Here is a 22,617-nt window from a genome sequence, read left to right on the forward strand (position 1 = left end):
GCGGCCAGGGCATAGTCGGTGGGCTGGGTGGCGCGCACCTCCACGCTGTCGGTGACCACGCCGTCCACCCGCAGCGACACCATTGCGCCGACGCCACCGGCCACGTCCGCGTGGGCGCGCAGGGTCAGCAGGGTCGGTCCGCCGTCGGACAAGGCAGTCGCAGGCGCCGTGACAACGGGAATTAGCACCCTGGCCGTCGTGGTCGCCGTTGCCGTCGTCGCAGCGGACTTGGCCACTGATGTGGCAGAGGTATTCGGCGTGGATTGGAGCGTCGCAGCGACCGGGCCGGCCCCGGCGTCACTGCTGCCGCCGCCGCTGCTGTAAGCGGCGATCGCTACACAGGCGGCAAAGAGGGCGGCGAAGGAGGCCTTTCGGATCAGCGAGGCGCTGAGGGGCTGTTGCATCATGGTGGTACTACCCAAGGTGAGACTTACAGCACCAGTCGTTGTGCGGAAGATCTGTTGCAGGTATTTTCGGCAGATGGGTGTTTGCATTCAGTGAGATCAAGCACGCTTAGACGTACCAAGGGGTAAGGCATTGCAACGCCGGTGAATTACTACCGCCGCCGGGAGTACCAGTGCACTGTGACCGCATTGCCTCGGCCCTCCAAATAGGGGGCTGCCGTCAGGCATGGGGCCGGTGAGGCCCCGGCTGGGCGAGAATGCCGGGCGCGCTTGGGGCCTTGTCGATGATGGGTCCGCGAGCTGGTCGGTTTGGGTACTGGGAGATTGCGTTGAAAGTTCTTGTCACCGGCGCCGCCGGCTTTATCGGTATGCATGTCAGCCAGCTGCTTCTGGCGCGGGGCGATCAGGTCGTGGGCCTGGACAATCTGAACAACTATTACGATGTGCAACTCAAGCACGACCGGCTGGCGCGGCTGACGGGCAAGCCGGGCTTCGAGTTCGTCAAGCTCGATGTGGCCGACCGCGAAGGCATGGCCAAGCTGTTCTCCGAGGGGCGCTTCGACCGCGTTGTGCATCTGGCCGCCCAGGCCGGCGTTCGCTATTCGATCGAGAACCCGCACGCCTATATCGACAGCAATATCGTCGGCTTTACCAACATCCTGGAGGGCTGCCGCCACAGCGGTGTGCAGCACCTGGCCTATGCGTCGAGCTCCAGCGTCTATGGTGGTAACACGCTGATGCCGTTCTCGGAGCATCACAGCGTTGACCATCCGGTCAGCCTTTACGCGGCCACCAAGAAGGCCAATGAGCTGATGGCCCATACCTACAGCCATCTGTTCGGCCTGCCGACCACGGGCCTGCGCTTCTTCACGGTCTACGGGCCCTGGGGTCGCCCTGATATGGCACTATTCCTGTTTACCAAGGCCATCTTGGAAGGCCGCCCCATCAACGTGTTCAACCACGGGAAGATGGTGCGCGACTTCACGTACATCGACGACATTGCCGAGGGCGTGGTGCGGGTGCTGGATCGGCCGGCGACGGCCGATCCCGAGTACGACGCAGTCAAGAGCGACCCGGCGCGTTCCAATGTGCCGTATCGTGTGTTCAATATCGGCAACCACGCGCCCATCCAGCTGATGGCCTTTGTCGAGGCGATCGAGAAGGCCATCGGTCGCGAGGCGGTGAAGAACTTCATGCCGCTGCAGGACGGCGATGTGCCGGCCACCCATGCCGATGTCGAGGAACTGGCCGAATGGACTGGCTTCCGGCCGGCGATGCCGGTGCCCGAGGGTGTGGAGCGCTTTGTCGCCTGGTATAGGGACTATTTCAAGGTGTGATCGGCGTGTGTCTGTGTACGATTGGCAACCGCAAGTAATGAGGATGAACCGACCATGAGGCCTTCCGATGCGCTCCGTTCGCACCGCCTGGCGATACGCCGGGTGGTCGAGGCGCACCATGCGCGCAATGTGCGTGTGTTCGGCTCGGTGGCGCGGGGTCTGGACACCGAAGGCAGCGATCTTGATCTGCTGGTGGACCCGACGCAGGACACGACGATGTTTGATATTGGTGCGATTCGCCTTGAATTGCGGCAATTGCTGGGCGTGACGGTGGACGTGGTGACGCCTCATGCCTTGCCGGCCGAGTTTCGGGAGGCTGTGCTGGCTGAGTCTCGACCCGTATGAGCCGGCACCCTCAACGCTTGTCCGACTACCTGGGCCATATTCTCGACGCCATCGACCGCATCTTGCGCTACACCGCCGATCTGGACGAGGCGGGATTTCTGGCCAGCGAGATGGTGCAGGACGCGGTGATTCGAAACTTTGAGATTGTTGGTGAGGCGTGCCGCAATATCGAGCGGCATTGCGAGAGCTTCGCGCTCGCCCATCCCGAGTTGCCGCTGGCGGTGGCGTATGAGATGCGCAACGCATTGGCGCATGGATACTTCAGCGTGGACTTGCGGATCGTCTGGAAGACGATTCACGCGGATCTGCCGCACCTGCAGAACTTGGTGCGGACTCTCAAGCAGGGCTTGTGAGCACGGATCTTGCGGCCCTGTGGGTTGTCACGCTCGCTGCTTCGGTGAAATGCCGTTACAAACTCATCGCCAACTCCTGAGCTTGGCCGCCTTCCATCGGAGACGATGCGGCTGTCAACAGGGTGCGATGGGCTGCACTCAGCATTTTTGAACTGTTTTTTAGGGAGTCCCCGATGGCAAAAGCAATGATTCTGGCTGCAGGCCAAGGCACGCGGGTGAGGCCGCTGACCAAGCACACACCTAAGCCGATGGTACCCATCCTGGGCAAGCCGGTGATGGCCTATCTGATCGAGCATCTGGCGCGCTATGACGTCAAGCAGATCATGGTCAACGTGGCCTTTATGCACTGGAAGATCGAGAACTACTTTGGCGACGGCGAGCGCTGGGGTGTGGAGCTGGGCTATAGCTACGAAGGTGTGCGGGAGCAGGGCGAGGTGGTGTGCAAGCCGGTCGGCTCGGCCGGCGGCATGCGCAAGATCCAGGATTTCGGCGGCTTCTTCGATGAGACCTTCATCGTGCTGTGTGGGGACGCCATCATCGACCTCGACATTGAGGCCGCGCTGGCCGAACACAAGGCCAAGGGCGCGCTTGCCAGTGTTGTGACCTTGGATGTGCCGCGATCGGAGACCAAGAACTACGGCATCGTCGTGGCCGATGTCGACGGCCGGGTGACCTCCTTTCAGGAAAAACCCAAGCCCGAGGAAGCCAAGAGCACCTTGGCCTCCACCGGCATCTACATCTTCGAGCCGGCGGTGCTGGACCTGATCCCGCCGGGCCGCGAGTTCGATATCGGCAGCGATCTGTTCCCGCTGCTGGTCGAGAAGGGCTTGCCCTTCTTTGCGCAGAACCGGCCCTTCGAGTGGATCGATATCGGGCGGGTGGCGGACTATTGGGCAGTGACGCAGCGGGTCCTGGCCGGCGAGGTGGCACAGATGCAGGTGCCTGGCCGCGAGGTGCGTCCGCAGGTGTGGGTGGGCCTGAATACCTCTGTGGACTGGGATAAGGTACAGATCGAGGGGCCGGTATACATCGGCTCGAACGTGCGCATCGAGGCCGGCGCCAAGGTTGTGGGTCCGACCTGGATCGGCCACGGCTCACATCTGCGCGGTGGCTGCACGGTGGAGCGCTCGGTGCTGATCGAGCACACCCGAATTGGCGAGGGTATGCTGGTTCAGGAGATGATCATGTCACCGCAGTACTGCGTGGACCGCAGTGGCCACACCAGCTATGTGGGCGATGAGGTCACCCCGCTGCGCTGGGGCGACGCGCGCGCATAAGAGTTCGGCTTTCGCGTGCAAGACCCGCGCGGGTTGGCTGATGGCCAATGCAGACCTGTTTGACAGCACAGCCTATGTGCAGACCAGCGACATCAGCCGCGCCGGTCGGCCCGCTCGCCCTTTTGCCTGATGGCCGTCGTGCGAGATCGACGTCAAGGTCAGCCTGGAGGTCGCGCAAAAGAGCAGGTTGATGAGAGGGGCCACTTCAATCCCCGGCAACCCGTCCGACGGACACACGCTGACACAGCAACCGGCGCAGACTGATGTGCTGCTTCATGGCATTCATTGGCGTGGCGCCCAAGGTTGCAGCCGTCGAGCTGTTAGGGATGCGCGGCCGGTCAAGACGTCCGTATGCTGCGACACGTCGTCCGCTACGCGAGTTCAAATAGATGAAGTCGAAAACCTGCTTGGCAACCTGCGCCGCAATATTGAGCCTGCCCTGCAGTTTTGCGGTCGCCGAAGCGACCGCCTCGGTCCGGACTAGCCCTTTGGTAGTGACGCTCGTCGATCTGGATGAGCTGGATGGCATCACGCCATCGATCTCCTTTGAGCCCACCGGCGCTCTTAGCAGTTATGCGTTCGTCCGAGCCCGCGACCAGATCCGAGGTACGGAAGTGGCCGACTACAGGAATTTCGATGCATGGGGGTCAGCCGAGATGGCGGCTGCGCTGCCCTGGGCCACTGCGTCGGCCGAAGTGATATCGGCCGGCACGCCGGCAGGTTCGACGTTTACTGCAAGCGGCTCGGCGCGAGGCGCCGGCGAAGACGGACAGTTCTTTTTCGATGCGTACATCAACCCATCGGACCCGGCAGCTGTCTTCACGCTGTCGCCGAACACAGTTGTACAGATCAGCCTGTCGAGCACCCTGAGCACGACGGCAAGCTTTGCGCTGAATTCAAAGGATGGGAAAGAGACTGCTGACGCTCTCGTGTCTCTCTTGGTCTATGGCACGGAACCAAATGGCGTCGACGTTCAATGGGACTACGACGCCCATTATCTGCGGTCAGGGTACGTCAGCGGCTTGGCAAGCGCTGCTGGAACCGAGACGCTCACGGTCTCGTTCTCGAACCAGACCAACGCCGCTCGGCTGGGTAATTTCAGTCTACAAGCATGGGCGTGGGGCTCCAGTCAGGTCACGGTTGTTCCGGAGCCAGCGACATACGTTATGTCGCTGGCTGGTCTGGCATTGCTTTGTGCCCTGCGGCGTGCTCGGCACGGGCGTGGGCTTGCCCGCAGCCCTGCGTAAGATCGCCCAAATGGCATCGGAACGCTGCATTGATCTCCCAGCTCGACGCGCGCCTGACCATATGAAAGTTTGCTGAGCGGCCAAGACAGCTGAGCTGAGCTTTTCGGGCCACTCCGGGCTTTAAAGCGGGTCGCTGCCGCTGCCATCGCGCTGACATATGGCCTAGCTACTCTGAGGTGATTCAACACCCCAGCGAGAGCACGCGCGATGAAGGTCACGACAGTGGGTACCGGCTATGTGGGCCTGGTCACGGGCGCTTGCCTGGCGGAGATGGGCAACCATGTGCTGTGCCTGGATGTGGACGCTGCCAAGATCGCGCGGCTGGAGATGGGCGAGATCCCTATTCATGAGCCGGGCCTGCTGGAGGTGGTGCGGCGCAATGTGGCGGCAGGTCGGCTGCAGTTCACGACCGATGTGGACCGGGCGGTGCACCACGGCACGATGATGTTTTTGGCGGTCGGCACGCCGCCGGGCGAGGACGGCTCGGCCGATCTGCAGTATGTGCTGGCGGCCGCACGCGCGATCGGGGCGCGCATGACCGACTACAAGGTCATCGTCGACAAGAGTACGGTGCCGGTGGGCACGGCCGACCGGGTCCGTACGGCGATTGCCGAGGAGTTGGCGCGGCGCGGTGTCGAGCTTGCATTCGCGGTGGTATCTAACCCCGAGTTCCTCAAGGAGGGGGCGGCGGTGGAGGACTTCATGCGGCCCGATCGCATCATCATCGGCTCCGACGACGAGCAGGCCACGCTCTTGATGCGGGCCATCTACGCGCCCTTCACCCGCAACCACGACCGCCTGTTGGTGATGGATGTGCGCAGCGCCGAGTTCAGCAAGTACGCGGCCAACGCGATGCTTGCTACTCGCATCAGCTTCATGAACGAGCTGGCCCTGCTGGCCGAGCAGCTGGGCGCAGACATCGAGCTGGTGCGCCGCGGCATTGGCTCCGACCCGCGCATCGGCTATCAGTTTCTCTATGCCGGTGCCGGCTATGGCGGCTCCTGCTTTCCGAAGGATGTGAAGGCCCTTGTGCGTGCTGCCGGTGATGCCGGCATCCCCTTGAGGGTGCTGGCGGCGGTCGAGGCGGCCAACGAGCGACAGAAGCTGCTGATGGTGGACAAGATCGTGGCGCGTTTCGGCGCCGACCTGAGCGGCCGCCATCTGGCGCTGTGGGGCCTGGCCTTCAAGCCCGATACCGACGATATGCGCGAGGCGCCAAGCCTGGTGATCGTGCGGGAGCTGCTGCGGCGCGGTGCCACGGTGGCGGCCTATGACCCGGTGGCCACCGAAGAGGCTGCCCGGGTGCTGGGCAACTTGCCTGGCCTGAGTTTCGCCAGCCGAGCAGACGAGGTGTTGGAAGGCGCAGACGCGTTGGTGCTGGTGACCGAATGGAAGGAGTTCCGCACGCCGGACTTCGAGTGCATCAAAAGCAGCCTGAAGCAGCCGGTGGTGTTCGATGGCCGCAATGTCTGGGAGCCCGCGTTGATGAAGACGCTGGGCATTGAGCACCACGGCATCGGGCGGGGGACGGTGGCGGGCTGAAGGCTCGCCGGCCGGCTACTTCTTCGGGCAGCTCGCGCCTACCCAGGTCTGGGTGCCTTCCATGCTCATCGTGTACAGGCCTTTGGCCGTCGGTTTGACGCCTGGGATCTCGGCGGCCTTGGGATAGTTGCCGGTGCCGCTGAAGCTGCTGCGGGCGCTGGTCTCGCTGAGGGCGGTGTAGCTGCCCTCGATGTCACCGGTATAGCCATCGGGGTCTTCGCAGCGGCCCTTCATGCTGACAGTGTTGCCGCTGACCTTGGTGATCTGGTAGCGGCACTGCGGGGTTTCTTTGTGCATGCGTGCCAGCATGGCCTGCGGGTCCTTCAACTCGGCGGACTCGGCTGCCGTCAGGCATTCCGTCTGCCCGCTGCCTTGCTGGGCCTTCATCATGGCCTCGACCTGTGCGCGCTGGGCCGGCGGCACGCTTTTGAGCATCTCCGCCTGTGCCTGGCGCATCGTGGCCATGATGTCCTGGCCATTGACCAGGATCTTGCCTTCGCTTTTCCACAGGCCGGGCCGGGGCGTGATGCTGAGGGTTTGCGCGGCTGCCGCGCCGGCCGTGCAGGCAAGCAGCAGGGCAGCGATGCGTGCCATCCGGCAGCTCATGATTGACTTCATCTGCGAGTCTCCCTGGGTTGTGGGCCGGCCGGCCCAGTGGTGAATGCTTGGGCTTCAGTCGAAGTACTTGGCCTCAGCCAGCAGCGGCGCTTTTGCATCCTTCTCGGCCAGCAGCGGCGCTACGCCAGTGGCGGGCCACTGGATGCCGATGGCCGTATCGTCCCAGCGCACGCAGCCCTCGGCCTGCGGCGCATAGGTGTCGGTGGTTTTGTAGAGGAAGTCTGCCGTCTCGCTGAGCACCAGAAAACCATGGGCGAAGCCGGGCGGTATCCACAGCTGCTTGTGGTTCTCGGCCGTCAGCTCCACGCCTTCCCAGCGCCCGAAATTGGGGCTGGACTTGCGCATGTCCACGGCCACATCGAAGACCGCGCCGCTGACCACCCGCACCAGCTTGCCCTGGGCATGGGGCGGCAGCTGGTAATGCAGGCCGCGCAGCACACCGCGGGCCGAGCGGGAGTGGTTGTCCTGCACGAAGCGCACGTCGTAGCCGACCGCCTTGTTGAAGACGGCCTCGTTCCAGCTCTCGGTGAAGAAGCCGCGGGCGTCGCCGAAGACCTTGGGTTCAACGATCAGGACTTCGGGCAGGGAGGTGGGGGTGATCTTCATCGGGTAGCCGCTCAGAAAGCGCGGTCGTTCAGGAGTTTTTGCAGGTATTGACCGTAGCCGTTCTTCAAGAGCGGCTTGGCCAGCGCTTCGAGCTGCTCGGCCGTGATCCAGCCGGAGCGGAAGGCGATCTCCTCGGGGCAGGCGACCTTCAGGCCCTGGCGCTTCTCCAGCGTGGCGATGAACTGGCCGGCCTCGAGCAGGCTGTCATGGGTGCCGGTGTCCAGCCAGGCATAGCCGCGGCCCATGATCTCGACCTGCAACTGACCCTGCTTCAGGTACTGGGCGTTGACGTCCGTGATCTCCAGCTCGCCACGCGGGCTGGGTTTGATCGCAGCGGCGATATCGCAGACCTGCTCATCGTAGAAGTACAGGCCGGTGACCGCGTAATTGCTCTTCGGGGCCTTGGGCTTTTCTTCGATGGACAGGGCCTGCTGCTGCGCGTCGAACTCGACCACGCCGTAGCGCTCGGGGTCGGTGACGTGATAGGCGAACACGCTGGCGCCGCTGGTCTGCGCGGTGGCGTTGCTCAACAGGCCCTGGAAGTCATGGCCGTAATAGATGTTGTCGCCCAGCACCAGGGCGCTGGGGGCGCCGTCGATGAACTCCTTGCCAAGGATGAAGGCCTGGGCAAGGCCGTCGGGGCTGGGCTGCACGCAGTAGCTGATGTTCAGACCCCAGCGGCTGCCGTCGCCCAGCAGCGCTTCGAAGCGCGGGGTGTCCTGCGGCGTGCTGATCAAGAGGATGTCGCGGATGCCGGCCAGCATCAGGGTAGACAGCGGGTAATAGACCATCGGCTTGTCATAGACCGGCAGCAGTTGCTTGCTCATCGCCAAGGTGGCGGGGTGCAGCCGGGTGCCGGAGCCACCGGCGAGGATGATGCCTTTGCGGTTCTTCATCAGAATTCCCTTCAGAGTATTTCGTGGAGCATGCGCTCGACGCCCTGGCGCCAATGCGGCAGGGTCAGGCCAAAGCGCTGCTGCAGCTTGGCGTTGGCCAGGCGCGAGTTCAGTGGGCGCTTAGCCGGGGTCGGGTAGTCGCTCGTAGGAATGGCCAGCACCTGATCGGGCGCGACCTTGATGGGCTTGCCGCGCGCTCTGGCGAACTCGATCACATGCTGCGCATAGGCATGCCAGCTGGTCTCGCCGCTGGCCACCGCGTGATAGGTGCCGGCCAGCGCGGGCTGAGCTCGGGTGGCGCGGATCATGTGGGCGCTGAGGTCGGCCAGCAGATCGGCGCCGGTGGGGGCGCCGATCTGGTCGGCAATCACCTTGAGCTGTTCGCGCTCCGCCGCCAGCCGCAGCATGGTCTTGGCGAAGTTGCCGCCGCGTGCCGCATAGACCCAACTGGTACGCAGGATCAGGTGCTGGCAGCCGCTGGCACGTATGGCCTGCTCGCCATCGAGCTTGGTTCGGCCGTAGACGCTCAGCGGTGCGGTCGGCGCGTCTTCGGCGCGGGCTTCGCTGCCGCTGCCGTCGAACACGTAGTCGGTGCTGTAATGCAGCAGCAGCGCGCCTAGGGCCTTGGCTTCCAGCGCCAGCCGGGCCGGAGCCAGGGTGTTGATCTGGCGGGCCAGCTCGGGCTCGCTCTCAGCCTTGTCGACGGCGGTGTAAGCGGCTGCATTGACGATGACTTGCGGCGCCTGGGCGCGTACGGTCGCTGTCAGCGCCTCGGTGTTGGCGAGGTCAGCACCTTCATGGCGGTCCAGCGCGACCAGCTCGCCCAGGGGGCTGAGGGCGCGCTGCAGCTCCCAGCCGACCTGGCCGTTCTTGCCCAGCAGCAAAATTTTCATGCGTTTTGTTCCTCAGGCGCCGTATTGCTTGGACACCCAGTCGCGGTAGCTGCCGGACTGCACATGCTGGACCCAGTCGGGATGATCCAGATACCACTGCACGGTCTTGCGGATGCCGGTCTCGAAGGTCTCGGCCGGGCGCCAGCCCAGATCGCGCTCAATCTTGCGGGCGTCGATTGCGTAGCGGCGGTCGTGGCCAGGGCGATCAGTCACATAGCTGATCAGGCGGGCGTAGGGGCCGGCCGGGTCGGGGCGCAGCTCGTCAAGCAGGTCGCAGACCGTCTTGACGATGTCGATATTGGCCTTCTCGTTCCAACCGCCGACGTTGTAGACCTCGCCGGGCTTACCGCCGGCCAGCACGGCGCGGATCGCGCTGGCGTGGTCGGTGACGTAGAGCCAATCGCGGATCTGCTGGCCGTCGCCATAGACCGGCAGCGGTTTGCCGGCCAGCGCATTGACGATCATCAGCGGGATCAGCTTCTCGGGGAAGTGATAGGGGCCGTAGTTGTTGCTGCAGTTGGTCGTCAGCACCGGCAGGCCGTAGGTGTGGTGCCATGCCCGTACCAGATGGTCGCTCGCAGCCTTGCTGGCCGAGTAGGGGCTGTTGGGCTCGTAAGTCTTGGTTTCGGCAAACGCGGGGTCGTCCTTGGCCAGCGAGCCATAGACCTCGTCGGTCGAGACATGGTGAAAGCGGAATGCGGCCTTCTCTCCTTCGGGCAGCGGGCTCCAGTAGGCGCGCGCGGCTTCGAGCAGCGTGTAGGTGCCTTCGATATTGGTGCGCATGAATGCACCGGGGCCGCTGATCGAGCGGTCCACATGGCTCTCGGCGGCGAAATGCACGACGGCACGCGGACGGTGCTCGGCCAACAGCCGGTCGATCAGTGCACGGTCGCAGATATCGCCCTGCACGAACACATGGCGGGCGTCGCCCTGCAGGCTGGCCAGGTTCTCGAGATTGCCGGCATAGGTCAGCGCATCGAGGTTGATGATCTCTTCGTCGGACTGGCGCAGCCAGTCCAGCACGAAGTTGCTGCCGATGAAGCCGGCACCGCCGGTGACGAGGATGGTCATGTCTTGCTCGCTTTGTGCTTACTTGCGGCCATAGGTGTCTTCGAAGCGCACGATGTCGTCTTCGCCCAGATAGGATCCCGACTGGACCTCGATGATCTCCAGCGGCAGCTTGCCGGGGTTGGCCAGGCGGTGGGTCTGCCCCAGCGGGATATAAGTGCTCTGGTTTTCAGTCAAGAGAATGACCTTGTCGCCGTTGGTGACCTCGGCGGTGCCGGAGACGACGATCCAGTGTTCGGCGCGGTGGTGGTGCATCTGCAAGCTCAGCGTCGCACCGGGCTTGACCATGATGCGCTTGACCTGAAATCGCTCGCCCATATCGATGCTGTCGTACCAGCCCCACGGGCGGTGGACCTTGCGATGCAGGGTCTGCTCGCCGCGCTGGCTGGCGTCGAGCTGCTGGACGATCTTCTTGACGTCCTGGCTCTTGCTGCGGTCGGCCACCAGCACAGCGTCCGCCGTCTCGACCACGACGATGTCGTCGAGACCGACCACGCTGACCAGGCGGCTGGTCGCATGCACCAAGGTGTTGCGGCTGTCCTTGACGATGGCGTCGCCGCGGCTGGCGTTGCCGTCGGCGTCCTTGGCCGTGACCTGCCAGACCGCCTCCCAGGCGCCCAGGTCGTTCCAGCCGGCATCGAGCTCGACCATGGCCAAGGGGATGTCGCTGCCGGGGCAGCGTTCCATCACCGCGTAGTCGACCGACTCGCTGGGCACGGCGGCGAACTCGGCCTTGCCCGGGCGCACGAATTTGTCATCCACCTTGCGGGCCGCGAAGGCGGCACGGGTGGCTTCCAGGATGTCGGGGCGAAAACGCTGCAAGGCCTTGAGCCAGGTGCTGGCGCGCAGCACGAACATGCCGCTGTTCCAGTAGTAGCCGCCGCTGCGCAGATAGCCCTCGGCGGTGGCCAGATCAGGCTTCTCGACGAACTGGGCCACGGCCAGGCCGGCGTCAGCCGCCTCGGCGCGGATATAGCCGTAACCGGTCTCGGGCCGGTCTGGCGTGATGCCCAGGATCACGATGGCGCCGTCGGCAGCGCGGCGCACGGCTTGCTGCAACGCCGCAGTGAAGGCCTCGGGCTGGGTGACGGTCTGGTCGGCGGGCGTCACCACCAGCACTGGATCCTGGGCTTGACCGTTCGCGCCTTCCATCGCCTGCAAGGCGGCCAAAGTCATTGCCGGCGCGGTGTTGCGGCCCATCGGCTCCAGCAGCACAGCGCTGGGCTCGGACTTCGTTTCGCGCAGCTGATCGAGCACCAGGAAGCGGTGCTCTTCGTTGCCGACGATCAGCGGACCGGCCAACGCCAGATCAGGCCCAGCCAATGCGGCCAGCCGGGTGGCCGCTTGCTGGAACAGGCTGGTGTTGCCCTCTAGCACCAGAAACTGTTTGGGGTAACCGGCCCGCGACAGCGGCCACAGCCGCGTGCCGCTGCCGCCGGCCATGATGACGGGTTGGACTTGGATCGTGCTCATTCTTCGTATCCCTTGGGGTTCAGGCTTTGCCAGCGCCAGCTGTCTTCACACATGCGGGCGAGGTCGTGATGGGCCTGCCAGCCCAGGCGCTCGCGCGCCAGGCTCGGGTCGGCATAACAGGCAGCCACGTCGCCAGGACGGCGCGGTGCAATTTTGTAAGGCACGGCCTTGCCGCTGGCCGCTTCGAAGGCGCGCACGACCTCCAGCACGCTGTAGCCGCGGCCGGTGCCCAGATTGGCAGTGATCGATTCGCGACCGTCGAGCAAAAAGCGCAGCGCTGCGACATGGCCCTCGGCCAGGTCGCTCACATGGATGTAGTCGCGCACGCCGGTACCGTCGGGCGTGTCGTAGTCGCTGCCGAAGACCTGCAGCTCGGCGCGCCGGCCCACGGCCACTTGAGTGACGTAAGGCATCAGATTGTTCGGGATGCCGCGCGGGTCTTCTCCGATCAGGCCACTCTCGTGCGCGCCTACCGGGTTGAAGTAGCGCAGTGCGGCGGTCTGCCAGTTCGGCTCGGCTTCACCCAGGTCGCGCAGAATCGTCTCGCCCATCAGCTTGGTGGCCCCGTAAGGGTTGACGGCTGACAGTGGGGCATCTTCGCGCAGCGGCAGCGACTCTGGCGCGCCGTAGACAGTGGCGCTGGAGCTGAAGACGATGCGCTCACAGCCATGGCGGCGCATGGTCTCGCAGGTGTTGATCAGGCCGCCGAGGTTGTTGCGGTAGTAGGCCAGCGGCATTGCGGTGGACTCACCAACCGCCTTGAAGGCGGCGAAGTGCACGACCGCAGCGGGCTTGTGACGGGCAAACACCGCATCCATCGCCGCCGCGTCGCAGACATCGGCACGCTCGAAGTCCGGCGTGGTGCCGCCGAGCCGGGTGAGCCGCCTCAGCACCTCGGGCGAGCTGTTGGAGAAGTCGTCGATGCCGACCACCTCATGCCCGGCCGCCCACAGGGCCAGCCAGGTGTGCGACGCGATATAGCCGGTCGCGCCGGTCAGCAGGATCTTGCTCATCGGTGGGGCCTCTCAGCGAACCATCATCTGCGCGTAACAGCCATAGCTGTTGGCGCTGTAGGGGGTAGACAGCGTGGAAAGGCCGGTGCGCTTGTCGCGATTGAGCTGGCAGCCCACGGTCGCGCTGCGGGTGACCGCCCAGCGGCCACCAAAACTCAGCGAGGTGGACTTGTCGCCGGACTTGACGGTGTTGGTGCCGAAGCTGTCGGTCAGATCACGGTCAGCAAAGTTGAGCCCTGCGTCGAGAACAATCTTGCCGGTGAGCTCATAGCTGGCGTTGACGCTGGCGGAGGTGGTGATGCGGCTGTAGTCACTGCTGATACCGCCGATCGATCCGATGGCAAGGAAGGATGTTTCGTCACCACTGTCCCGCATCAGATTGCTGTTGATCAGCAGCTTGGCTGAGGGCTGCCACTTCCAGCTGATGCTGCCGGTACCGCCGGAAAAGTCGCGCGACGTGGCCTGGCTGGCATCGCGCTTGCCAAAGCTCAGCCGACCAGCGAGGGTGCTGGCCCCGCTGGCCACCCAGGTGCCGGTCAGGTCAATGTCCTTGCGGGTGTACTCGTCAGCCTCAAAGCCAGTGGCGACCGTCCTGAATCGCGGGTATTTGCCGTCCGAGTAGCGACCCGCGACGCCCAGACTCAGCGCGCTGCTGGGACGCCAGGTCAGGCCCAACGACACGGTGTTCTGGCTGTAGTCGTAACGGTCATACTCGCTGGCCGAGTAGTCGCGCCGGCGATGCGTCAGCGAACCTTCGAGTGATAGCAGCGACACCAGGCCGTAGCGCACCGAGGCGCGGGCCTGGTCGGTTTGCTCGATGTTCTTCTTCGTGATGTTCGGCGCCCCATTGCCGGGGTTGAACTGCGCCAGGCTGCGGTTCGAGTTGACGCTCAGCTGACCCGACAGCCGCTCTATCGTTTGCCAATCAACACCTGCATTCAATGCGTAACCGTTGTTACGCAGTGATCTGTTGTTTTCATAGTGATTGGCGCGAATCGAGGCATCGCCGAACAGGCGCTGGCGGCCTATTCGCTGATCCAGGCCGGCCAGCAGGGTGGCCGTGGTGACGTTGTCGTCATTGGTCGGCTGGCCCGGGGTGTTGCGGTAGATATTCGACACATGGGTCACACCCAAGGAGGCGCCGAGGTAGTAAGGGCTTTGCTGGGCCACGGCCGGCAAAGCGCATAGCAGGCTTGCCGTCAGCAGGGTATATCGGTGTTGCGCCATATTCATTCAGTCCTCAATTCCATTCAGTGCCGCGCGGCACGCCATCAATAGGCGTGGCGGTCAAAAAGTACCAGGCGCACGGTGCGAACGATGATTTGTAGATCAAGGCCCAGCGACCAATTTCGCAGATATTCGAGGTCATACTCGACCCGTGCTTTCATCTTGTCGATCGTATCGGTTTCACCGCGCAGACCATTCACCTGGGCCCAGCCGGTAATACCCGGCTTGACCTTGTGGCGAACCATATAGGCCTTGATCAGCTGGCGATATTCCTCGTTGTGCGCGACCGCATGCGGGCGCGGCCCGACGATACTCATGCGGCCCTGCAGCACATTGATGAACTGCGGCAGCTCGTCCAGCGAGGTGCGCCGGATGAAGGCGCCGAACTTGGTGATGCGCGGGTCGCCCTTGGTGGCCTGTTTGACCACCGCGCCGTTGTCCATGGCCCGCATCGAGCGGAACTTGTAGACGATGATCTCCTCCCCATCCAGGCCGTTGCGGCGCTGTTTGAAGATGATGGGGCCGGGCGAGCTCAGCTTCACGCCGATCGCCAGGGCCAGCATGATGGGCGAGATCAGTACCAGAATGACGCTTGCGAGCACCACATCGCTGATGCGTTTGATCAGCTCGTTGGTACCGGTGAACGGGGTTTCGCAGATACCCACCACCGGCACGCCGTTCATGTCCTGCAGACGGCCCTGGATGATGGAAATACCGAATACATCGGGCACAAAGAAGAGCGAGGCGGTCGTACCCTGCAGTTGCTCAAGCAACTGCACGATGCGCGGCTGCGAACCCAGTGGCAAGGTGATGTAGACCTCGCGCACGCCCAGGGCTCGCACCTGTTCGCTGACCTGGGCCAGCGTGCCCAGCAGCCGGTTGCTGGCGTCGGGGTGCAGGCGCTCATCCTGGCGGTCGTCGAAATAGCCGAGGAAATCAATGCCGCTGTCGCTGCCGTCTCGCAGCGCCCGGGCCACCTTGGCACCGAGCGGCCCGGCGCCGACGATCACGGCGGAGCGCCGCGCCTCGGGGCGCGCGCCCATCCAGCGGCGCAGGCGCCGACCGATCTCGATGGCCACCATTTGCGCCAGCGGCGTGACGATGGCCCACCACAGCAGCACCTCGTTCTCGAAATAACCCATCGAGCTGGTGGCATAACCGCACAGCGCCAAAATCGCCAGCAGCATGACCCAGGAGCTCAGCACATCGATGCCGGCGCTGGCCGGATGCTCTGCAAAACGATTGCGGCCCGGAAATGTCAGGGCAAATATCAGCAGGCACAGGGTGAGCGTGGAGCGCAGTACCGGTTCGTCGAAAAATGCATTGACGAGCAGATAGCTCAGGACAATGATGCCGGGCTCCAGAAAAGCGGCGATCAAGGATTCGACCGATTGCGGTGCGCTATAGAAAGTTCTTTTGTAACTGCGATCCTCGAACATCGTCCTTTTGCTCCTGGGCGTAGGTTTAGGCCTTGCGAAATGCAATACCTACCAACTCACGCGCCCGCAACCCGCCTCCCATGGTCAGATCACGGACCGCGAATTCTCCCTCAATTCCTGTGACACGCCTTCCGCGCCTGACCCCCCTAACTCGCTGGGTTCTCGCGCCTGCCTACAATCAGAAACATGCTTCAAGACTGGTCCCACCTCTTCGCCCCGGCTGTGCAGGATCGCATCTGCCTGCTGCTCAATCATGTCATCGGGCGCGAGGCGGCCGCGACGGCCCGCCTGGCTCCACATGCCGGCCGCGCCGTGCTGGTGCATCTGCGGGGCTGGCCGGCGCTGCTGCCGTCGGCTCCAGATCTGGTGCTATGCATTACTCGTGCCGGCCTGTTAGAGCGGCTTGACGCCGCGCCGGCCGACGCCTTGCGCATCGAGCTCGACGCCTCCAACCCGGCCTTGCTGGCCTTGGGCAGCCTGACCGGCGAGCGGCCCCAGGTTTCGGTGCAGGGGGATGCCGCGCTGGCCGGCGACATCAGCTGGCTCATGGACAACCTGCGTTGGGACATCGAGGACGATCTCGCTCAACTGGTCGGTGCGATGCCGGCGCATCAGCTGGCCCGATGGGCTCGCGCGGCGGCACAGGGGCTGGCTACGCTGGCGCGTGGTGCGGCCGGCCTGATGCCTGGGGGCTCCTCCGGGCGCGGCAGCGCATGAGGTATTTCGCTCGCCTGCTGGTCATCGTCTGGACGGTGCTGCGCTTCGGGCTCGACGAGCTCGCGCTCTCGGGTTTTCGTCAGCGCCGCCTGCGCCTGCTGCGACGTCTGATCTCGGTGGGTCGCAACTGGGACCAGCCGCGCGGCGTGCGCCTGCGCCTGGCGCTCGAGCATCTGGGGCCGATCTTCGTGAAGTTCGGACAGGTGCTGTCGACCCGGCGCGATTTGGTGCCGGCCGACATCGTCGCGGAGCTCTCGCGCCTTCAAGACAATGTCCCGCCGTTCCCGGCCGCGGTATCGCGGGCCTTGGTCGAGAAGGCTTTTGGCAAACCGGTTCAGGAGCTGTTCAAGAGCTTCGATGCCGAGCCCGTGGCCAGCGCCTCGATCGCGCAAGTGCATTTCGCGGTGCTGCACGATGGCCGCGAGGTCGCGGTCAAGGTCTTGCGGCCCGGCATGCTGGACATCATTGAAGACGATATGGCCCTGCTGCGCACAGTGGCCGGCTGGGTCGAGCGGCTCTCCGCCGACGGCCGGCGCCTGAAGCCGCGCGAGGTGGTGGCCGAGTTCGACACCTATTTGCATGACGAGCTCGATCTGGTGCGTGAGGCCGCGAACGCGGCCCAGCTGCGCCGCAATATGGCCGACCTCAATCTGGTGATGGTCCCGGAGATGCACTGGGAGCTGTGCAGCTCCGAGGTCATCGTGATGGAGCGGATGTCAGGCGTGCCGATCTCGCAGCTCGAGCGTCTTCGTGCGGCCGGTATCGACATCAAGAAGCTCGCCCGCGACGGGGTCACGATCTTCTTCACCCAGGTGTTCCGCGACGGCTTCTTCCATGCCGATATGCATCCGGGCAATATCCAGGTCAGTCTGGACTCGGCCACCTTTGGCCGCTATATCGCGCTGGACTTCGGCATCATCGGCACGCTGACCGAGGTCGACAAGGAATATCTGGCGCAGAACTTCATCGCATTTTTCCGGCGCGACTACAAGCGCGTCGCCGAGCTGCACATCGCCTCGGGCTGGGTGCCGCCCCAGACCCGGGTCGACGAGTTGGAGAGCGCGGTGCGGGCCGTTTGTGAGCCGCACTTTGATCGACCGCTCAAGGACATCTCGCTGGGCCAGGTGCTGATGCGTCTGTTCCAGACTTCGCGCCGCTTCAATGTCGAGATCCAGCCGCAACTGGTGTTGTTGCAAAAGACGCTGTTGAATATCGAGGGCCTGGGTCGCCAGCTCGACCCCGAGCTGGATCTCTGGGCCACGGCCAAGCCCTTTCTGGAACGCTGGATGAATGAGCAGGTCGGCTGGCGCGCTTTCGTCAATCAGCTCAAGAAGGAGGCGCCGCGCTATGCCCAGCTCTTCCCCGAGCTGCCACGGCTGCTGCACGACAGCCTGAAGAAGCAAGCCGGCCCGCAGGACAGCCAGCTGCTGCTGGCTCTGTTGCGCGAGCAGCGCCGCACCAACTGGTTGCTGCGGGCGGTGCTCTACACCGGCATCGGCTTCACTATCGGGCTCGTGCTGGCCCAGATCCTGGTGCGAGGCGGTCTGCTGAGCTGAAAACGACTTCGATCAGGGCTACACTTGCGCGCCTTTTTGTGTCGGTGCTGGCGCGAATCTTGCGCTGGCGTTTGCTGATTGATGTTGTCAACCTGATGGGAGCTCGGCCGTGCTGGTGACCTTTGTCGTTCTCTACATGCTGATCACGATCGGCATCGGCTTGTTTGCCGCGCGCCGCGTGCACAACGCCAAGGACTATCTGGTGGCCGGTCGCAGCCTGCCGCTGTACATGAATGTGGCCACGGTGTTCGCCACCTGGTTTGGCGCCGAGACGGTGTTGGCGGTATCCGCCACCTTCGCAATGGACGGTCTGTCGGGCATCCCCGGAGACCCGTTCGGCGCCTCTGCCGCGCTCTTCCTGGCTGCCCTGCTGTTCGCCCGGCTGTTTTACCGACTGAACCTGCTGACCATCGGCGACTTCTACAAAAAGCGCTATGGCAAGGGTGTCGAGGTGCTGACCAGCATCGCGATCACGCTGAGCTATCTGGGCTGGACCTCGGCCCAGATGACGGCGCTGGGTCTGGTGATCCACATCCTCTCGGGCGGTGCGATCGAGCTGAACCACGCGATCCTGGGCGGCGCGGCGGTTGTGATGATCTACACCATCTTCGGCGGCATGTGGTCGGTGGCCTTCACCGACTTGTTCCAGACAGTGATCATCATCATCGGCTTGAGCTTGGTGGCCTATATGGTGGGTGATCTGGCTGGCGGCGTCGGCCCGGTGGTTTCGCATGCGATCGAGGCCGGCAAGCTCAACCTGATCCCGCCTGAGGCGGACGGGGCGATGATCTGGGCCATTGCGGCGGGCTTTCTGACGGTGGCCTTCGGATCGGTGCCCCAGCAGGACGTGTTCCAGCGCATGACCAGCGCCAAGGACGAGAAGACAGCGGTGCGTGGCACCGTGATCGGTGCGAGCGTCTACCTGCTGTTTGCCGCCGTGCCTATCTATATTGCCTACTCGGCCCTGGTGATGGATCCGAATCTGGCACAGCTGTTCGGCTCGGAAGACGGCCGCGCGGTGCAGCGCATCCTGCCGGATCTGATCCTCAACAAGATGCCGGTGTGGGTGCAGGTGATGTTCTTCGGCGCGCTGCTCTCGGCCATTTTGTCCACGGCCAGCGGCACCCTGCTTGCCCCCACCGCCACCTTCACCGAGAACGTGCTCAAGCCTTTCGCTCCGCATATGAGCGACAGGCAGTTCCTGCTGACCCTGCGCATCGTGCTGGTGACATTCACGCTGGGGGCGCTGCTGTTCGCGCTGAATTCGCGCTCGACCATGTACGAGATGGTGCAAAACGCCTACAAGGTGACCTTGGTGGCCGCCTTCGTGCCGCTGGTGGCCGGGGCCTTCTGGAAGCGTGCCTCGACCCAAGGTGCGTTCTGCTCCATCGTTTTGGGCCTGCTGTTCTGGATCGGCGCCGAGTTCACGGCGGCCGAGGCCATGGTGCCGCCGCAGTTGGTCGGCTTTGCCGCCTCGGTGATCGGCATGCTGCTGGGCTCGCTGGCACCGCAGCTGCTCAAGCCCGCCGGGCACTCGATCGAGGCGGCTATCAAGCACGAGCAGGCGCTGGCGCACGGCCACAAGCACTGAGGTTTAGCGCCCGAATCTCCGAGCGGGCCGGCGCGGCTGTGCCGGCCCTTATAATTTCGTGTTTCAAATCAACGGTTTAGACCATGCCTATCTACGCTTACCGCTGCGCCTCCTGCGGTCACGCCAAGGATGTGCTGCAGAAGATGTCTGACGCACCGCTGTCCACCTGCCCGGCCTGTGGGGCCGAGAGCTTCTCCAAGCAGGTCACGGCGGCCGGGTTTCAGCTCAAGGGTTCGGGCTGGTATGCCACTGATTTCAAGGGCGGCGGCGCCGCCCCTGCAGCAGCCGCAGCCGCCGCACCGGCTGCTGCAGCGCCCGCCAGCAGCGAGCCGGCCGCCGCCAGCACGCACACCTGCGGGAGCTCCTGTGCCAGTCACTGAGTTCGGCGCAGGTCCGCGAGGAGCCTTGTGAAGAAATACGTCATTACCGGACTGCTGGTCTGGCTGCCGCTGGCCATCACGATCTGGGTGCTGCTTTGGGTGCTGGGCATCATCGATGCCGTGTTCGCGGCCTTGCTGAGCGCCTCGCAGGCGCTGCTGCCGCAGACCCTGCATGCCAGCATTGAGACCTTGCGCCATATCCCGGGCCTGGGCCTGGTGATACTGGTGACCGGCCTGCTGCTGACTGGCGTGTTCGTGACCAATATCTTTGGCCAGTGGTGGTTGCGCCAGTGGCACCGGGTGCTGTCCAACACGCCCATCGTCAAGAGCATCTACAACTCGGTCAAGCAGGTCTCGGACACGCTGTTCTCCAGCAGCGGCAATGCCTTTCGCGAAGCGGTGCTGGTGCAGTACCCGCACCAGGGCTCGTGGACGATTGCTTTCGTCACCGGCCGGCCCAGCAATGAGGCAGCCCGACATTTCGCCGAAGAGCATGTCAGCTTGTATGTGCCGACCACGCCCAACCCGACTTCGGGCTTCTTTCTGATGATGCCGCGTGCCAGTGTGCGGCCGTTGGACATGAGCGTTGACGCCGCCCTCAAGCACATCATCTCGATGGGCGTGGTGCCGCCGTCCGAGCCTGGAGTGGCACGAAATTGACCGGGCTGAGCGCCCCGGCAAGTGCTCAGCCCTGAGGGTGATCGGTGCCTGACCGAGAAGCCCCGCCAGCGCCTCTAAAAGATATGACCCCCGGCCGCGCCAGAACCAGCGGCCACCCAAGATTTCGGAGAACACCATGCGAACCTGTTATGCCGGCCAAGTCAGCGAGAAGCTGCTCGACCAAACCGTGACCCTGATGGGCTGGGCCCACCGCCGCCGCGATCATGGCGGCGTGATCTTCATCGACCTGCGCGACCGCGAAGGCATCGTGCAGATCGTCTGCGACCCTGATCGCGCCGAGATGTTCAAGATTGCGTCCGACGTGCGCAACGAGTTCTGTCTGAAGATCGTCGGCAAGGTGCGCGCGCGCCCGGCCGGCACTGAAAACGTGGCCCTGACCAGCGGCAAGGTCGAGGTGCTGTGCCTGGAGCTGGAAGTGCTGAACCCCTCGGTGACGCCGCCCTTCCAGCTTGACGATGAGAACCTGTCGGAGACGACGCGCCTGACGCATCGCGTGCTGGATCTGCGCCGCCCGTACATGCAGAACAACATGATGCTGCGCTACCGCGTGGCCATGGAAGTGCGCAAGTTCCTCGACGAGCAGGGCTTTGTCGACATCGAGACCCCGATGCTGACCAAGAGCACGCCGGAAGGCGCGCGCGACTACCTGGTGCCCAGCCGCGTGCACGACGGCATGTTCTTCGCGCTGCCGCAATCGCCCCAGCTCTTCAAGCAGCTGTTGATGGTGGCCGGCTTCGACCGCTACTACCAGATCACCAAGTGCTTCCGCGACGAGGATCTGCGCGCCGACCGCCAGCCCGAGTTCACCCAGATCGATATCGAGACTTCCTTCCTGACCGAAGAGGAGATCCGTGCGATGTTCGAGGGCATGATCCGCCATGTCTTCCGCAAGGCGCTGAACGTCGAACTGGGCGACTACCCGGTGATGAAGTACTCGGAGGCGATGCACCGCTTCGGTTCGGACAAGCCCGATCTGCGCGTCAAGCTCGAGTTCACCGAGCTGACCGATGTGATGGGTGATGTTGACTTCAAGGTCTTCTCGACCCCGGCCACCACCAAGGGCGGCCGCGTCGTCGCGCTGCGCGTGCCCGGCGGCGCCGCAATGAGCCGTGGCGAGATCGACAGCTACACCGAGTTCGTCAAGATCTACGGCGCCAAGGGCCTGGCCTGGATCAAGGTCAACGAAGTGGCCAAGGGCCGCGAAGGCCTGCAGTCGCCCATCGTCAAGAACCTGCATGACCAGGCGATTGCAGACATCCTGAGCCGCACCGGCGCGCAGGACGGCGACCTGATCTTCTTCGGTGCCGACAAGGCCAAGGTCGTCAACGACGGCATCGGCGCGCTGCGCCTGAAGATCGGCCACAGCGAGTTCGGCAAGAGTACGGGCCTGTTCAACGATGTCTGGGCGCCGCTGTGGGTGGTGGACTTCCCGATGTTCGAGCAAGACGAGGAGGGCGGTCGCTGGAATGCGGTGCACCATCCCTTCACAGCGCCCAAGGACGGCCACGAGGACCTGATGACCACCAGCCCGGGCGAGTGCATCGCCAAGGCCTACGACATGGTGCTCAACGGTTGGGAGCTGGGCGGTGGCTCGGTGCGTATCCACAAGGCCGAGGTGCAGAGCAAGGTGTTCAGCGCACTGAACATCGGCCCCGAGGAAGCGCAGGAAAAGTTCGGCTTCCTGCTGGACGCGCTGCAGTACGGCGCGCCCCCGCACGGTGGCCTGGCTTTCGGTCTGGATCGCATCGTCACGATGATGACCAAGGCCGATTCGATCCGCGACGTGATTGCCTTCCCCAAGACTCAGCGCGCCCAGTGTCTGCTGACCGGTGCACCGAGCCATGTCGACGAGAAGCAACTGCGCGAGCTGCACATCCGCCTGCGCAATGCCGCCGGCGTGACGCCGGCCTGAAGTTCCGAGCGGGAACTTTGATCGAACAAAGAGCGCCTGAGG

Annotated in this window: 22 protein-coding genes; 12 read left to right on the forward strand and 10 right to left on the reverse strand. The window is 64.1% G+C overall.

Annotation, left to right across the window (positions count from 1 at the left end; all coding sequences use genetic code 11):
• On the reverse strand, positions 1-407 hold a 407-nt coding region (locus OOZ63_RS17225), incomplete at its 3' end, for a hypothetical protein (protein WP_266006826.1).
• A gap of 326 nt (positions 408-733) precedes the next feature.
• On the opposite strand from OOZ63_RS17225, the gene OOZ63_RS17230 reads away from it, so the two are divergent.
• The 6 genes from OOZ63_RS17230 (at position 734) to OOZ63_RS17255 (ending at position 6,505) form a co-directional block, all read left to right on the forward strand.
• Positions 734-1,741 (forward strand): NAD-dependent epimerase, encoded by a 1,008-nt coding sequence (locus tag OOZ63_RS17230; protein WP_323055760.1) that lies wholly within the window; start codon positions 734-736, stop codon positions 1,739-1,741.
• Between the two features lie 54 nt (positions 1,742-1,795).
• A complete protein-coding gene (locus tag OOZ63_RS17235; protein WP_266006827.1) occupies positions 1,796-2,086 on the forward strand; it encodes a nucleotidyltransferase family protein in 291 nt (96 codons plus the stop codon).
• A gap of 17 nt (positions 2,087-2,103) precedes the next feature.
• Positions 2,104-2,439, forward strand: a complete 336-nt coding sequence (locus OOZ63_RS17240) for a DUF86 domain-containing protein (RefSeq protein ID WP_323055761.1) — start codon at positions 2,104-2,106, stop codon at positions 2,437-2,439.
• Between the two features lie 173 nt (positions 2,440-2,612).
• Positions 2,613-3,716: an NDP-sugar synthase gene (locus OOZ63_RS17245; RefSeq protein ID WP_266006829.1), complete on the forward strand. Its 1,104-nt coding sequence runs from the start codon at positions 2,613-2,615 to the stop codon at positions 3,714-3,716.
• Positions 3,717-4,105: 389 nt separating this feature from the next.
• On the forward strand, positions 4,106-4,963 hold the full coding sequence (locus OOZ63_RS17250) for a PEP-CTERM sorting domain-containing protein (RefSeq protein ID WP_266006830.1): 858 nt from the start codon (positions 4,106-4,108) through the stop codon (positions 4,961-4,963).
• Between the two features lie 207 nt (positions 4,964-5,170).
• Positions 5,171-6,505 (forward strand): UDP-glucose dehydrogenase family protein, encoded by a 1,335-nt coding sequence (locus tag OOZ63_RS17255; RefSeq protein ID WP_266006831.1) that lies wholly within the window; start codon positions 5,171-5,173, stop codon positions 6,503-6,505.
• Between the two features lie 15 nt (positions 6,506-6,520).
• Here OOZ63_RS17255 and OOZ63_RS17260 read toward each other — a convergent pair whose 3' ends face one another.
• Genes OOZ63_RS17260 through OOZ63_RS17300 form a run of 9 tightly spaced genes read right to left on the reverse strand, consistent with a single transcriptional unit; the run spans position 6,521 to position 15,738 of the window.
• Positions 6,521-7,123, reverse strand: a complete 603-nt coding sequence (locus tag OOZ63_RS17260; protein ID WP_266006832.1) for a DUF3617 domain-containing protein — start codon at positions 7,121-7,123, stop codon at positions 6,521-6,523.
• 54 nt (positions 7,124-7,177) lie between these two features.
• Positions 7,178-7,729, reverse strand: coding sequence for a dTDP-4-dehydrorhamnose 3,5-epimerase (rfbC, locus tag OOZ63_RS17265; protein WP_266006833.1), 552 nt, complete (start codon positions 7,727-7,729; stop codon positions 7,178-7,180).
• Between the two features lie 11 nt (positions 7,730-7,740).
• Positions 7,741-8,625 (reverse strand): glucose-1-phosphate thymidylyltransferase RfbA, encoded by an 885-nt coding sequence (rfbA, locus tag OOZ63_RS17270; RefSeq protein WP_266006834.1) that lies wholly within the window; start codon positions 8,623-8,625, stop codon positions 7,741-7,743.
• Between the two features lie 11 nt (positions 8,626-8,636).
• Positions 8,637-9,518: a dTDP-4-dehydrorhamnose reductase gene (rfbD, locus tag OOZ63_RS17275; protein WP_266006835.1), complete on the reverse strand. Its 882-nt coding sequence runs from the start codon at positions 9,516-9,518 to the stop codon at positions 8,637-8,639.
• 12 nt (positions 9,519-9,530) lie between these two features.
• Positions 9,531-10,589, reverse strand: coding sequence for a dTDP-glucose 4,6-dehydratase (gene rfbB / locus OOZ63_RS17280; RefSeq protein WP_266006836.1), 1,059 nt, complete (start codon positions 10,587-10,589; stop codon positions 9,531-9,533).
• Positions 10,590-10,607: 18 nt separating this feature from the next.
• A complete protein-coding gene (locus OOZ63_RS17285; RefSeq protein WP_266006837.1) occupies positions 10,608-12,059 on the reverse strand; it encodes a mannose-1-phosphate guanylyltransferase/mannose-6-phosphate isomerase in 1,452 nt (483 codons plus the stop codon).
• Complete coding sequence (galE, locus tag OOZ63_RS17290) at positions 12,056-13,072, reverse strand: UDP-glucose 4-epimerase GalE (RefSeq protein WP_266006838.1); 1,017 nt, start codon at positions 13,070-13,072, stop codon at positions 12,056-12,058. The genes OOZ63_RS17285 and galE overlap by 4 nt, the downstream gene beginning before the upstream one ends.
• Before the next feature lie 12 nt (positions 13,073-13,084).
• Entirely contained in the window at positions 13,085-14,305 is a 1,221-nt protein-coding gene (locus OOZ63_RS17295; protein WP_266006839.1) for an MtrB/PioB family outer membrane beta-barrel protein, read from the reverse strand.
• A gap of 38 nt (positions 14,306-14,343) precedes the next feature.
• Positions 14,344-15,738, reverse strand: a complete 1,395-nt coding sequence (locus OOZ63_RS17300; RefSeq protein ID WP_266006840.1) for an undecaprenyl-phosphate glucose phosphotransferase — start codon at positions 15,736-15,738, stop codon at positions 14,344-14,346.
• A 186-nt stretch (positions 15,739-15,924) separates the two neighbouring features.
• Here OOZ63_RS17300 and OOZ63_RS17305 point away from each other — a divergent pair, with 186 nt between their 5' ends.
• The 6 genes from OOZ63_RS17305 (at position 15,925) to aspS (ending at position 22,575) form a co-directional block, all read left to right on the forward strand.
• Positions 15,925-16,455 carry a hypothetical protein gene (locus OOZ63_RS17305; protein WP_266006841.1) on the forward strand — a complete coding sequence of 177 codons (531 nt, stop codon included), beginning with the start codon at positions 15,925-15,927 and terminating at the stop codon, positions 16,453-16,455.
• Positions 16,452-18,011, forward strand: coding sequence for a ubiquinone biosynthesis regulatory protein kinase UbiB (ubiB, locus tag OOZ63_RS17310; RefSeq protein WP_266006842.1), 1,560 nt, complete (start codon positions 16,452-16,454; stop codon positions 18,009-18,011). Before OOZ63_RS17305 ends, ubiB begins: the two co-directional genes overlap by 4 nt.
• Positions 18,012-18,120: 109 nt before the next feature.
• On the forward strand, positions 18,121-19,602 hold the full coding sequence (locus tag OOZ63_RS17315) for a sodium:solute symporter family protein (protein WP_266006843.1): 1,482 nt from the start codon (positions 18,121-18,123) through the stop codon (positions 19,600-19,602).
• Between the two features lie 83 nt (positions 19,603-19,685).
• Positions 19,686-19,982 carry an FmdB family zinc ribbon protein gene (locus OOZ63_RS17320; protein ID WP_266006844.1) on the forward strand — a complete coding sequence of 99 codons (297 nt, stop codon included), beginning with the start codon at positions 19,686-19,688 and terminating at the stop codon, positions 19,980-19,982.
• Positions 19,983-20,009: 27 nt separating this feature from the next.
• Entirely contained in the window at positions 20,010-20,642 is a 633-nt protein-coding gene (locus OOZ63_RS17325) for a DUF502 domain-containing protein (RefSeq protein WP_266006845.1), read from the forward strand.
• Positions 20,643-20,778: 136 nt separating this feature from the next.
• Positions 20,779-22,575, forward strand: a complete 1,797-nt coding sequence (gene aspS / locus OOZ63_RS17330; RefSeq protein WP_137944067.1) for an aspartate--tRNA ligase — start codon at positions 20,779-20,781, stop codon at positions 22,573-22,575.
• Positions 22,576-22,617 lie beyond the last annotated feature (42 nt).

The organism is Paucibacter sp. PLA-PC-4 (assembly GCF_026241155.1).
GTDB lineage: Bacteria > Pseudomonadota > Gammaproteobacteria > Burkholderiales > Burkholderiaceae_C > Roseateles_E.